This window comes from Zongyangia hominis, from assembly GCF_014385095.1.
Lineage (GTDB): Bacteria > Bacillota > Clostridia > Oscillospirales > Ruminococcaceae > Zongyangia > Zongyangia hominis.
In genome coordinates, this window is record NZ_JACRTC010000002.1 from 318,033 (window position 1) to 329,972 (window position 11,940).

Sequence of the window (11,940 nt, forward strand, 5' to 3'; positions counted from 1 at the left end):
ACTTTTCGAGATCCAACAAACAAAACTCTCCTCCCTCGTTGACTTTCGACAATTCTCCCCATATAATGGAGATATAAAAGCAAAATTTTCTAAAAATCTGGATGAGAAGAGGAAGTCAGGCTATGAAAAAATGGTTGATTCTCTTATGCAGTTTTTGTCTTTTGCTCTTTTCCACCGGCTGCCAGAAAGAGCAGGCTGCGCCTCAAAAAATCATTGCCCTCGACGCCCTCTCCTTAGGATTGGGTCCAGGCGAGGAGGACATCCTCACTGCATCGCCCAATCCCGAGACGGACGCTGGGCTCCAATGGTCTTCCTCCGACCTCAATGTCGTCGTGGTGGATCATGGCGAACTGAGAGCCGTCCAACCGGGCACCGCCCGCGTCTCCGTGTCCTGTGAAGGCTACGCCACTGCGGTCTGTGAAGTCAAGGTGCGGCATGTCCAGACCCAAGAAATTAGGGTGGAGAACCCCCGTATAGTCATGGCACTTGGCGACAAAATCTCCCCCACAATCCTTTTTATTCCGGAAGAAGCCACCGACCGGGAGGTTACCTGGCGCTCGCACAATCAGGCCGTGGTGGCGGTCGATGAGAAAGGCCGGTTGGTGGGCAAAACCATTGGAAAGACCAGCGTCTCTGCCACCTCCAGTAACGGAAAAGAGACTGTCTGCGAGGTAGAAGTCCGCAAGCTCCCGCTGGGGCTCAAACTCGACCGAGGCGCCGTCTCCATGCAGCAGGGGGAGTCGATCCAGCTGACTGCCAAGCCCTCCTCGGGCACCGTGGAGGACGCTGCCATTCACTGGTCAAGCGACAATGAATCGGTGGTCACTGTTCACAAAGGCAAAATCATCGCTACCGGCCTTGGTGCCGCCACGGTGAAAGCCAATACTATCAACGGCAAAATAGCGGAATGCCATGTGCTGGTGCGCCCCGACCCCATTACCTACCGGGGCTCGGGGGACAAAACCATCGAGCACGTCAGTGTCCCCGCCGGATGCTACGCCGTGCGGATGGAGCATGAGGGGAAAGGCTATTTCGGTGTCACCGCCTTTGACGACAAGGGCAACGAGGAGTTATGGTGCAATAGCTCAGTCTCAGTCTCCTACGCACCCCTCTTTTCCGGCAAAACAGATGGGGTCCATGACGCCCGCATTGTGGTGGAGGCGGACGCCGGTTGGACCATCTCCTTTGAGCCGCTGATGGTGTACGGCGGACTCAACTGGGAGGGGAAAGGCTCGGGCGCCACTGGTATATTCCCTGGAACGAACCAAGATGTTCGAATCTTCTGCCACGGCATCCTGACTGCTTGGCTCTTGGATGACACAGGCAAAATGACAAAACTGACCGACCCATCCGATTCGCCGGTCTCCTATCATCTGGATCATGGCCGTTATTATTACATCGTCGCCGTTACCAGGGGAGAGTGGCGCGTCGAAATGCAGACCTCGGATCAAAACGGCCCGATCGTGGACTTTACCCAAATCCCCGACCGCACCGAAAAGTGACTTTAGCAGCCGGAAGACGCAAGGCGTCTTCCGGCTGCTTTTTCTTTCTCCTGTCCGGGCCTTTTAGTTATTAAGAGTTTCATTATTTCTCCCCCACCGATTGCCACTCCCCGTCAGGCGTGGTATAATTTTTAGAAGATCAAAATGGGCGGGCCGCCCCTGTTTCGGGACAGGGACGCCGCCAATGACAAAGGAGAAGGTAACATGGGTATGGATTTGAGAAAGCTGCAAAACGGTAGCGACATCCGCGGCGTGGCAGTGGAAGGTATCGAGGGGGAAAAGGTGAATCTCACTTCCGACACCGTCTATCAGCTCTCCAAGGCGTTTGCCCTGTGGCTCAAACAGCGCGCGCCCAAGGGACTGACCATCGCGGTGGGACACGATTCCCGCATTTCTTCCCCTAAACTCAAGGACGCCGCCTGCCAAGCCTTGTCCCGCATGGGCTGCCAGGTCTTTGACTGTGGGCTGACTTCCACGCCGTCCATGTTCATGTCCACCGTATTTCCCCAGTTTCAGTGCGACGGCGCTATCATGATTACCGCCAGCCATCTGCCCTTTAACCGAAACGGCATGAAGTTCTTTACCCGTCGCGGCGGGCTCGACAAGACCGACATCAGCGCCATCATCACCTTCGCCGCCGGGGACATCGAGGAAAAGGGCGAGGGCCGTATCCAGGTCGCCGACCTCGTCGGCGTCTATGCCGATTTTCTCGTCCACACCATCCGCAAGGGCGCCAACATCAAGGACAACTACGACCGTCCCCTGGAAGGGCTTAAAATCCTGGTGGACGCCGGAAACGGCGCCGGCGGCTTCTTCGTCGACAAGGTGCTTGGCCCCTTGGGCGCCGACACCACCGGCAGCCAGTTCCTAGAACCGGACGGCATGTTCCCCAACCACATCCCCAACCCGGAAAATGAGGAGGCCATGGCCTCCATCTGCGGAGCGGTGCGCAAAAACGGCGCGGATTTCGGCATTATCTTCGACACCGACGTGGACCGCAGCTCGGCGGTAGACCGGTTCGGCAACGAGATCAACCGCAACGCCATTATCGCCCTCATCACCGCCATCATCGCCGAGGAGCATGGAGGCACCACCATCGTCACCGACTCGGTCACCTCCGACGAGCTGGCCGAATTTATCGAGAAGGACTGCGGCTGCGTCCACCACCGCTTTAAACGGGGATACCGCAACGTCATCAACGAGGCCCTGCGCCTCAATGACACCGGCGTGGACTGCCAGCTCGCCATCGAAACCTCGGGCCACGCGGCGCTCAAGGAAAACTACTTCTTGGACGACGGCGCTTATCTCACGGCCAAAATCCTCATCAAGGCCGCCAAGATGGCCAAGGAAGGCAAGCGCATTGAGACGCTGATCGCCGGTCTTAAGCACCCGCTGGAATCCAAGGAACTTCGCATCAAAATTAAGGGGGACGATTTTGCCGTCTACGGCAAAATGGTGCTCGAAACCATCAAGGCCTACGCCGACAGCCACGCCGACTGGATGGTGGCCCCCGTCAATCACGAGGGCATCCGCATCAACTTCGCCAAGGAGGACGGCAATGGGTGGATGCTCACCCGCATGTCCCTCCACGATCCCATCATCCCCATCAACGTGGAGTCCAACTCCCCCGGCGGCTGCAAGAAGATCATCCGCAAGCTACTGGGCGTCATCGGCACCGGCTTTGACCGCCTCGACCTTAAGCCCCTCACCGACTTTGTCGGTTAAGCTACATATCGCCCATCTGGGCAAAGGAGTGTGTATTTCTTCATGAAATTTTCCCCTTCCCTCATGTGCATGAGCTTCTTGGATGTCCGCCGCGGCATCCAGGCCATGAACGATAAGGCCGATTTCTATCACATCGACATCATGGACGGCCACTTTGTCCCCAACCTGGCCATGAGCCCGGCCCAGGTGGCGGAGATTTCCGCCATCACCGACGTGCCGCTGGACTGCCATCTGATGGTGGATAACCCCCAGAACTACATCGACATTCTGGCCAAGGCCGGCGCCGGTTACATCTGCCCCCAAGCGGAAACCCTGAGCGGCCAGGCCTTCCGGCTCATCTCCCGCATCAAGGAAGCCGGGTGCAAGGTGGGCGTGGTCATCAACCCCGAGACCCCTCTCGGCTTTATCCAGCACTACATTCATCTCATCGACAAGCTGACCATCATGACGGTGGACCCGGGCTTTGCGGGCCAGCCCTTCATCTGGGAGATGATCGACAAGATCAAAAAGGCCAAGAAGCTCAAAGAGGAATACGGCTACTCCTACCTCATTGAAGTAGACGGCGCCTGCAACGAGGCCACCTACAAGGCCCTAACGCAAGCGGGGGCCGAAGTGATGATCTTGGGTTCCTCCGGGCTTTTTGACCTAGACGAGGACCTGACGGTGGCGTGGGAAAAGATGGAAAGCGCCTACGCCCGGGCCATCGAATAAAGACGGAAAGGCAGGTGTTTCCATGTCCGGGAAATCCTATGTCGCCGGCATTGACATCGGCGGCACCAATTTCCGCCTGGGGCTGGTAGATCGGGAGCTAAAGGTTCATCACTTTGAAAAGAAATCAAGTACCGTCCTGGCCGCCGAAGGAAACGGGGTCCCCCATCTCATCCGGGAGATCACCGCCTACTTAGACGCCCACTGTTCCCGGGAGGAGGTAGCGGCGGTGGCCATCGGCTTCCCCTCCATCGTCAGCAAGGACCGGACCACCCTCTATTCCACCCCCAACCTCCCCGGCTTTGACGGCGTGGACGTGGTATCCCCCCTCCAAGAGGCACTGGGCCTCCCCGTCTTTATCGAGCGGGATGTCAACTTCCTGCTGCAAAACGACATCCAGCAGCTTAAACTCGACCCATCTCACACCATCCTGGGCTTTTATGTGGGCACGGGCTTCGGCAACGCCCTCTATCTGGACGGGAAATTCTACACCGGCAAAAACGGCGTGGCCGGGGAGCTGGGGCATATCCCGCTCTATGGCCTTGACAGGCGGTGCAACTGCGGGAATCTGGGCTGCTCGGAGATCCTCTGTTCCGGCATGGGCCTGCGCGCCATCGCCGAAACCCACTTTCCCGGCGAAGACTTTTCCCGGCTCTTTTTGGAGCACGGCGACGCCCCGGTGCTGCGGCAGTTTGTGGCGGATTTGGCCATTCCCATCGCCACCGAGCTCACCCTCCTTGACCCGGACACCGCCGTCCTCGCGGGCGGGGTGATCGCCATGGAGGGCTTTCCCAGGGAGGAGCTCATCCGTTTCATCAAGGAGCGCACCCGCAAGCCCTACCCTGCCGAAAACCTGGATCTCCGCTTTTCTAAGCACACCCAGCAAAGCGGCGTCATCGGCGGGGGCATCTATGGCTGGCAGAAGCTGTAAATCACGGGCGGTATCCCCGCCCCATCATAGAAAACGTAAGGAGGCAGACAAATGATAGCGTTTGGATGCGATCATGTGGCCATTGATCTGAAAAAAGAGATCATGGAGCTTTGTAAACAAAAAGGATACGAGTGCAAGGACTTTGGCACCTACACCCCCGAGAGCTGCGACTACCCCGTCTTTGGCGAGGCGGTGGCCAACGCGGTGGTCTCCGGCGAGTGCGACCGGGGCATCCTGATCTGCGGCACCGGCGTGGGTATCTCGCTGGCGGCCAACAAGGTGCCGGGCATCCGGGCCTGCGTGTGCAGCGAGCCCTACACCGCCAAGCTCTCCAAGGAGCACAACAATACCAATATCCTGGCCTTCGGCGCCCGGGTGGTGGGCTCAGAGCTTGCCAAGATGATCGTGGAAAGCTGGCTGGACACCGAGTTCCAAGGCGACCGCCATCAGCGCCGGGTGGACATGATTACGGCCATCGAGCAAAAGTACAGCAAATAGTCCGCAGAGAAAAAGCGGGACGGCCCCTTTCGGGCCGTCCCGCTTCTTGATGGGCACTTATTATTCTGCGTTTCCCCGGGCGCGGAGCGCGGCGCTTAAGCGCCTGCACTGGGCGCGGTTATAGAGATAAAAGCCCAGCCAAATGAGGCCGCTGGAAATGAGGGCCGCCCCGATGGAGATGAGGCAGGCGATGGGCGCCGGGGAAATCCAGCCCAGCGCCGCGGCCAGCAAAAAGTAGACGAGCAGTCCCGACCCCATGTGGACGAGAACCTTGAGGGGCATACCCCAGCTTTCCTTTTTGTAGACAACGCTCATGACGCTAAAGACGATGCCGATGAGCAACGCCGCCCCGAAGTTGGGGAGATATCTCTCAAAGACGGCGTCCAAGACAGGTCCCTTCGCCGTCAGCACAAAGATGGCCATGGTCAAATTGAAGATCACCGACCCGGTGCCGATGCCGATAAGCAGCTTTTGTACCATGCGTTTCATTTTCGCTTTCCTCCCAGTCCCAGCGCCGCTTTGAAGGCGGGCAGGTATTTGCGTGAAATGTAGTCGCTTTGGCCGCTCTTCATAAAGAGCCGCATCAGCCCGCCGATGGTGGGTTCCACGCTCTCCACCCGGCCAAGATTGACAAGCGCCCCCTTGGAAATCCTCAGAAGTCCCGGGGAAAAGGCCTTTTCCAGCTCATAGAGCCGTCGTCTCACTTCATAGCGCTCTCCATTTTGGAGATAGGCCATGGTCTTCTCCCCCTCCACCCGGATCAGCTCCACGTCCTCCGGCCGCAGGGGAAAGTAGCGGCCGTTTTTCTCCCCCGTGACGGTCATGTCCCGGACGTCTCCGGAGAGCTCTTCCATCAGACGCCGCACCTCTTCACTCAGGCGCGGCGCGCGGATGGTCACCACCGGCTCCAATAGCGCCGGATCCAGTTTGAGTTCCACCTTCATAGCCTTTGCCCCCTTCCTTGCATCTTTATCATAGCGCCTTTCCCTGCCCCTGTCAGCAGTTTTCCCCCAAGTGGACGGTATCCGGCGGCAAGATGCAAAAAAAGCGTCCGAAAAACAGCCCCCATCTTCCGGGGAGTCCGTCCTTCGGACGCTTTTCCGGCTACCGCCGCGGGTTGACGCGCCGGCTGCCGCCGGGGGTTGACGCGCTCTTGGCTTTATCTGCGACACCGCCGCGTCACACGCGTTTACGTCGCCATGGCGCCTCAGAGCGGCTTCCTCCACCGGCAGGTGGCCGCCGGGGGTTGACGCGCTCTTGGTTTTCTCCGCGACACCACCGCGTCACACGCGCCCACGCTGCCGAAGCGTTACAGCGCGGCTTCCTCCACCGACTGCCGCCGGTGCGGGATGGCGCGCTCTTGGTTTTCTCCGCGACACCGCCGCGTCACACGCGCCTACGTTGCCATGACGTCTCAGGGCGGCATGGGGCGGCTGCTTATTGCTTGAGGCGCTCGACCAGGGCGGCGTCGGGGTCCACCACGGCGGTCTGGAAGCGGTCGTAGATCACCATGCCAGGCTTGGCCCCGGGCGCCTTTTTGACATTCTTAACCTGAGTGTAGTCCACCGGCACCTTGGCCGACTCCCGGGCCCGGCTGTTGTAGGCAGCGATGACGGCCGCCTCCTCCAAGGTCCGGTCGGGGACCTCCCTGCCCTCGGTGAGAATGACGGTGTGGGAGCCGGGAATCTTCTGGGTGTGAAACCAGATGTCAAAGTTCCGGCTGTCCTTGAGGGTCAGGCGGTCATTTTGCAGATTGTTGCGCCCGCACAAAATCGTGAATCCGTCGGAGGAGCGGTACTTGAGGGGGGAGAGCTTCTCCGGGCGCTTGTTCCTAGCCCGGTAGTTCTTGATGTATCCCTGGGAGGAGAGCTCCTCCCGGATGGCGGCCAGCTCGCTTTCCCCGGTGGTCCGGGTGACGAGATCAAAGACCGACTCGATGTAGATGAGCTCCTCCTCCCCTTTGGCGATGAGCTCGGTGAGCTTCTCCTGGGCGGTGGCCGCCTTGCGGTATTCGGTGTAATAGTGCTGGGAATTCTGGATGGGGGTGCGCAGGGGGTCCAGAGGGATCTCCACCAGGGGGCTCCCCTCCTCGTAGAAGTTTGCCAGCACCGCTTTGCGCTGTCCTTTTTCCAGCGTGTGGGCGTTGGCGGCCAGCAGGTCGCCGAAGACGCGCAGCTGCTCCCGGTTGTCGCTCTCCCGTAGTTCCTCCCGCTGGGTGGCGATCTTCCGGGTGATGCGCTCGGAGGTGTTCATCAGGAGTTTGAGCAAGTCGTGGGAGCGCTGTTTCATCCGCTCGATCCGGTCCCGCTCGCTGTAAAAGCTGTCCAGGAGCGCCGATGGGCTCTCGAAATCCTGGGTCAGCATGCTGTGACCGTACTGGTGTACGGGAAGAAAGGCAAAGTCCTTGGGTTTGCCCTTTAGGTCCGTCACCATGGTAAAATGAGGGGCCCGCTCTTTTACCGTCTGGGTGAAATTTCCCAGCACGAATTTTAGGCGGTCCCACTGCTCGCTTCCCAGCTCGCTGACCGCCCGCTCGATGCCCCGGGTGGCGTAGTACGCCGCCTCCCGGGCCACAATGGGAGAAATACCCTGAATCTGTTCCATGAGCGCCTTGGAAAGCTCCACGTCCCTGCCGTTTCGCACTCCTTCCACGATCTCGTCGGGGGCGTGGAGCAGGAGGCTCTTTTTATGCTGCTGGGGCGGCAGGGCGTAGCGCATCCCCGGCAGCACCTGGCGCACCGAGGACATGCTCTCGTCGATGCGCTTGATGGCGTCGAGTATTTTTCCGTCCTTGTCGGTGATGATGATGTTGGAGTGGCGTCCCATGATCTCCATGACCACCGTGGTGGTGGTCAGATCGCCCAGCTCATTGATGGTCTCAAAGTCGAAAAAGAGGATGCGTTCCATGCCGTCCTGGCGCACGCCCATCAGCTTGCCCGCGCCCAGATGCTTGCGCAGGAGCATGCAGAACATGGGCGGGGCCTTGGGGTTTTCCAGCGGAATTTTGGTAAAATGTACCCGGGGGCTGGAGGCTGAGGCGGAAAGCAGGAGCTTGGCCGTGCCCCCGCGAAAGCGCAGGGCCAACACAATTTCCTCCCGGGAGGGCTGGTAGATCTTGTCCACCCGCGCTTCCAGCGCCGTCTCGATAATTTCATCCCGTAAAAAGCTCAAATATACTGCGTCTAATGCCAAAAAATTTCACCACCTAAAAAGTGTAGACCACCGGGTCGATGCTATTCTGGGCCAGTAGGAAGCGCACGCCGGAAAACCGGGTCTGCAACAGGCCCCGCAGCCGGGGCATCACCACGTTTTCGGTGGCGAAGTGGCCCGCGTCGATGAGGAGAATCCCCATCCGGTCGGCCTCCAGCCAGACGTCGTGCTTGATGTCCCCCGTGATGAGGGCGTCGGCCCTGGCCGCCTTGGCCGCTCCCAACAGGGAGCCGCCCGCGCCGCCGCAGACCGCCACCCGCTTGATGCGCTTGTCAATGCGGTTGGAGCGGATGAGCGGGGTGTCCAGCGCCTCCTTGACATGCAGGGAGAATTCCTCCGCCCCCATGCTCTCGTAGAGGCTGCCCACCCGGCCCAGTCCATAGGGACGGCGGACCCCCTGGTTCTCAAAAATATCGTAGGCAGGGGTCTCGTAGGGGTGGGCCGCCTGCATGGCCGAAACCACGCTGGAAAGCTCCCCCTCCCCCACAATCATTTCGATTTTTATTTCCTCCACCCGGGTGAGTTCCCCCGCCCTGCCGATGTAGGGAGATGCTTTGGCGGAGGGCTGGAAACATCCCTCCCCGCGGCTGAGGAAGGCGCAGTCGGTATATTCCCCCAGGCTTCCGGCCCCGGCCCTAGCCATAGCCGCGCGCACCTGCTCGCCCTGCCCGGCCGGCACAAAGACCGCAATCTTGTAAAATGTTTCCCGGCCGGTTTCCTCGAGGAGCTCCAAGTCCTCTAAGCCGATCACCTTGGCGAGACAGTCGTTGACCCCCAGTTCCGCCACGTCCAGATTGGTGTGGGCGCAGATGACGCTCATCCCTTCCCGCACCAGACGGTAGCTGAGGTCCCCCGCGAGGACCCTTTTCTGCGGATGGAAGATGACCGGATGGTGGGAGATGAGGAGCTTTGCCCCGCATGCCGCCGCCTCGTCGACAACCGCGTCGGTGATGTCCAGTGCCATCATCGCCTTTTCCGCCACCGCCTCCCCGTCCCCGATGAGAAGTCCGGAATTGTCCCAGCTCTCCTGCCGGTCAAAGGGGGCCAACTGATCGATATACCGGTAGATGTCCCGTACCTTTGTCATGTCTTTCTTCCCCCGCTTTCGATCATTTCTTGGATTTTGTCCGCTATTTCGTTATATTCATTTGATTTATTACTATATGTATTACTTTTTTGCAGATTTTCCGCGATCTTCCGCACAATTTGCGCTTGATGGCGAAGATAGTCCCAGGAATCGGGCGCGCCGTCCAGCGGGAGGGCCCCGGTGCGGGCGTAGACTTCATCCGGGGAAAAACGCTCCCCTGTAAAGGTAACTGCCATGACAGTGTAGACAAAGCGGCCCTCCCTGACGCCCTGTTCCCGCAGGATGGAAAATCCGTGCTCACATAAAGCCCGGCGTAGGTCTTGGGCCTTCGACATGGGGGAAAGGACCAGATGCTTGTCCCCCGACCTGAGCCAGGGCGTCTCCAATACAATGCGGGCGATGAGGTCCCCGCCCATGCCGGCGATGACGATGTCGTCAGCCTCCCCGGGGGAAACGCCCTCCAGCCCGTCGGTGAGACGAAAGTCCATCTTCTCGGTCAGGTCATAGAGACGGGCGGTCTCCTTGGCGCGCCATAGGGGGCCCTCATGGATGTCGCAGCACAGCGCTCGGGGGCACTTCCCCGACCCCACCAGGGCAGCGGAGAGGTAGCCATGGTCGCAGCCGATATCCGCCACCACTCCGCCCGGGCGCACGAACTCCCAAAGTAGGGAGAGCCGGGCGTCTAGCTTGGGGGTTTTCTGTTCCGGCACCGCTTACTCCTCCAAAAAGGCGTTGATGCGTTCCACCATGGCGTCGGCGTCCACGCCGTGGACCATGCAGGCTTCCTCCAGGCTCTCGGCCCGGGAGGCGGGACAGCCTAAGCAGTGCATGCCCATCTCCATGAGAAACTGGGCGGTTTCGGGCTCCATGCGCAGCAGATCGCCGATGAGGGTTTCCTTACTCACTTTTCTTTCCATCATTTGCACTCTCTTTCCTTGCAGTTTGGGCGGCGGTGGGCCGCTGTCTTGCTCTTTATTATAATATGGGGCTTCCTCGATTGCAACATGCGCTTTCCGGCAGAAAAAGCCCCGTCCCGGCATGACCGCTTTGCTCTTTGGAGCCTATAACGGCCCGGCGCAAAAGAAAAGGGATGCCTTGGCTAACGCCAAAGCATCCCGGTTGGGCATTTTATTTGAATACATTCAAAACAAATGCTTACAGCTGCTGCTCCTCTTTCATCTTCGCAAAGCACTCGCTGCAATAAACAGGTCTGTCTTCACGGGGTCTAAAGGGAACTCTCGCTTCTTGGCCACAAGCTGCACAGGTAGCTGTGAACATCTCTCTCTCGGGTTTGGAAGCGTTTTTGCGTGCATCGCGGCAAGCTTTGCATCTCTGGGGCTCGTTGACGAAGCCTCTGGAAGCATAGAACTCCTGCTCACCTGCTGTGAATACAAACTCTGCGCCACACTCTTTGCATGTTAATGTTTTGTCTGCGTACATGTTTTTTACCTCGCTTATTTGGATAATAAAATTTGCCCGGGACGGATTTGAACCGACACCTTTGCTCTTACAACGCTCTACCTTTGAGCTACAAGGGCATGTATTTGACCTAAGCTGTAACGCCCAGATACACACGGTTTGCGGCGCTTATGACGCCGATCTTAGCTTTCGTCTTACTCGTTGCAGGGCGTTATCAACTGCTTTCGGTGTGGATTCCAACCGCTGGGAAATTTCCTCATAGGTAAAACCGCCGATGTAAAGCATGAGAGCTTCCCGCTCAAACACAGACAAAAGGTTCTCAAATTGTTTCTTTTTTTCCTCTATGGCCTCCCGCTCGATGACGATGTGCTCGGGATCGAGCTGTTGGGGGTTCATCAGGCTCCACTGTGTCTCCACAGCGTCGTCGCCTTTGTCAATGGAAATGTAGTTTTGGAAAGGCTTTTGCTTGAGGCTCTGCTGGGACTGGGCCACCGAAGCGATCCGCCGGTTCATACAGAGGTTGGCAAAAGTCTTAAAAGAACTTTCCCTGTCCTCCCGATAGGAACGTACCGCGCCGATCAGTCCAATCATGGCCTCTTGGAAGATATCGTCCTCCTCCATACCGGCGATCCGGCTGCCTCTGGCCTTCATTTTGGCCACCGGGATGTACCGGTCGAAAAGGACACCCATGGCGTTTGGGTTCTGATTTCGGATTTCCCGGATCAGCCATTCGTCACAGTGTGTTTCGTCCAAAGGCGATGCACTTTTTCCCATCATAGTCAGACGCATAATCCTTCTCATAAACCCTGTTTTCCCTGTGGGAATCAGGTTTATGTATCAATTTCGCTACGTTGTTCATT

The 11,940-nt window shown here is 58.6% G+C and carries 13 protein-coding genes; 5 read left to right on the forward strand and 8 right to left on the reverse strand.

Annotation, left to right across the window (positions count from 1 at the left end):
* Positions 1–122: 122 nt before the first annotated feature.
* The 5 genes from H8709_RS04965 (at position 123) to rpiB (ending at position 5,364) form a co-directional block, all read left to right on the forward strand.
* On the forward strand, positions 123–1,502 hold the full coding sequence (locus H8709_RS04965; RefSeq protein ID WP_262397259.1) for an Ig-like domain-containing protein: 1,380 nt from the start codon (positions 123–125) through the stop codon (positions 1,500–1,502).
* 204 nt (positions 1,503–1,706) lie between these two features.
* Positions 1,707–3,227, forward strand: a complete 1,521-nt coding sequence (locus H8709_RS04970; protein WP_262397260.1) for a phosphomannomutase/phosphoglucomutase — start codon at positions 1,707–1,709, stop codon at positions 3,225–3,227.
* Between the two features lie 42 nt (positions 3,228–3,269).
* On the forward strand, positions 3,270–3,938 hold the full coding sequence (gene alsE, locus H8709_RS04975; RefSeq protein ID WP_262397261.1) for a D-allulose 6-phosphate 3-epimerase: 669 nt from the start codon (positions 3,270–3,272) through the stop codon (positions 3,936–3,938).
* A 22-nt stretch (positions 3,939–3,960) separates the two neighbouring features.
* Positions 3,961–4,866, forward strand: a complete 906-nt coding sequence (gene alsK / locus H8709_RS04980; protein WP_262397262.1) for an allose kinase — start codon at positions 3,961–3,963, stop codon at positions 4,864–4,866.
* A 51-nt stretch (positions 4,867–4,917) separates the two neighbouring features.
* Entirely contained in the window at positions 4,918–5,364 is a 447-nt protein-coding gene (gene rpiB / locus H8709_RS04985; RefSeq protein ID WP_262397263.1) for a ribose 5-phosphate isomerase B, read from the forward strand.
* A gap of 60 nt (positions 5,365–5,424) precedes the next feature.
* Here the strand turns inward: rpiB and H8709_RS04990 are convergent, their stop codons facing one another.
* The 8 genes from H8709_RS04990 to H8709_RS05025 all read right to left on the reverse strand — a co-directional run bounded on the left by H8709_RS04990 (position 5,425) and on the right by H8709_RS05025 (position 11,881).
* Positions 5,425–5,853, reverse strand: a complete 429-nt coding sequence (locus H8709_RS04990) for a DUF3021 domain-containing protein (protein ID WP_262397264.1) — start codon at positions 5,851–5,853, stop codon at positions 5,425–5,427.
* Positions 5,850–6,308 carry a LytTR family DNA-binding domain-containing protein gene (locus tag H8709_RS04995; protein WP_262397265.1) on the reverse strand — a complete coding sequence of 153 codons (459 nt, stop codon included), beginning with the start codon at positions 6,306–6,308 and terminating at the stop codon, positions 5,850–5,852. The genes H8709_RS04990 and H8709_RS04995 overlap by 4 nt, the downstream gene beginning before the upstream one ends.
* A 493-nt stretch (positions 6,309–6,801) precedes the next feature.
* Complete coding sequence (locus tag H8709_RS05000) at positions 6,802–8,556, reverse strand: Rqc2 family fibronectin-binding protein (RefSeq protein WP_262397266.1); 1,755 nt, start codon at positions 8,554–8,556, stop codon at positions 6,802–6,804.
* 13 nt (positions 8,557–8,569) lie between these two features.
* Complete coding sequence (locus tag H8709_RS05005) at positions 8,570–9,661, reverse strand: Nif3-like dinuclear metal center hexameric protein (protein WP_262397267.1); 1,092 nt, start codon at positions 9,659–9,661, stop codon at positions 8,570–8,572.
* Entirely contained in the window at positions 9,658–10,371 is a 714-nt protein-coding gene (locus H8709_RS05010; protein ID WP_262397268.1) for a class I SAM-dependent methyltransferase, read from the reverse strand. Before H8709_RS05010 ends, H8709_RS05005 begins: the two co-directional genes overlap by 4 nt.
* Positions 10,372–10,374: 3 nt before the next feature.
* The gene (locus H8709_RS05015) at positions 10,375–10,578 is read right to left on the reverse strand and encodes a DUF1858 domain-containing protein (RefSeq protein ID WP_262397324.1); all 204 of its coding nucleotides are present in this window, start codon (positions 10,576–10,578) and stop codon (positions 10,375–10,377) included.
* Between the two features lie 238 nt (positions 10,579–10,816).
* Positions 10,817–11,101: a zinc-ribbon domain containing protein gene (locus H8709_RS05020; protein WP_262397269.1), complete on the reverse strand. Its 285-nt coding sequence runs from the start codon at positions 11,099–11,101 to the stop codon at positions 10,817–10,819.
* 147 nt (positions 11,102–11,248) lie between these two features.
* Positions 11,249–11,881 (reverse strand): sigma-70 family RNA polymerase sigma factor, encoded by a 633-nt coding sequence (locus H8709_RS05025; RefSeq protein WP_262397270.1) that lies wholly within the window; start codon positions 11,879–11,881, stop codon positions 11,249–11,251.
* Between the last annotated feature and the right edge of the window lie 59 nt (positions 11,882–11,940).

What these genes read in the sequence shown, in the direction of transcription:
- H8709_RS04965 (WP_262397259.1), top strand. Translation starts at nt 123, where the DNA reads ATGAAAAAATGGTTGATTCTCTTATGCAGTTTTTGTCTTTTGCTCTTT.
- H8709_RS04970 (WP_262397260.1), top strand. Translation starts at nt 1,707, where the DNA reads ATGGGTATGGATTTGAGAAAGCTGCAAAACGGTAGCGACATCCGCGGC.
- alsE (WP_262397261.1), top strand. Translation starts at nt 3,270, where the DNA reads ATGAAATTTTCCCCTTCCCTCATGTGCATGAGCTTCTTGGATGTCCGC.
- alsK (WP_262397262.1), top strand. Translation starts at nt 3,961, where the DNA reads ATGTCCGGGAAATCCTATGTCGCCGGCATTGACATCGGCGGCACCAAT.
- rpiB (WP_262397263.1), top strand. Translation starts at nt 4,918, where the DNA reads ATGATAGCGTTTGGATGCGATCATGTGGCCATTGATCTGAAAAAAGAG.
- H8709_RS04990 (WP_262397264.1), bottom strand. Translation starts at nt 5,853, where the DNA reads ATGAAACGCATGGTACAAAAGCTGCTTATCGGCATCGGCACCGGGTCG.
- H8709_RS04995 (WP_262397265.1), bottom strand. Translation starts at nt 6,308, where the DNA reads ATGAAGGTGGAACTCAAACTGGATCCGGCGCTATTGGAGCCGGTGGTG.
- H8709_RS05005 (WP_262397267.1), bottom strand. Translation starts at nt 9,661, where the DNA reads ATGACAAAGGTACGGGACATCTACCGGTATATCGATCAGTTGGCCCCC.
- H8709_RS05015 (WP_262397324.1), bottom strand. Translation starts at nt 10,578, where the DNA reads ATGGAAAGAAAAGTGAGTAAGGAAACCCTCATCGGCGATCTGCTGCGC.
- H8709_RS05020 (WP_262397269.1), bottom strand. Translation starts at nt 11,101, where the DNA reads ATGTACGCAGACAAAACATTAACATGCAAAGAGTGTGGCGCAGAGTTT.
- H8709_RS05025 (WP_262397270.1), bottom strand. Translation starts at nt 11,881, where the DNA reads ATGAGAAGGATTATGCGTCTGACTATGATGGGAAAAAGTGCATCGCCT.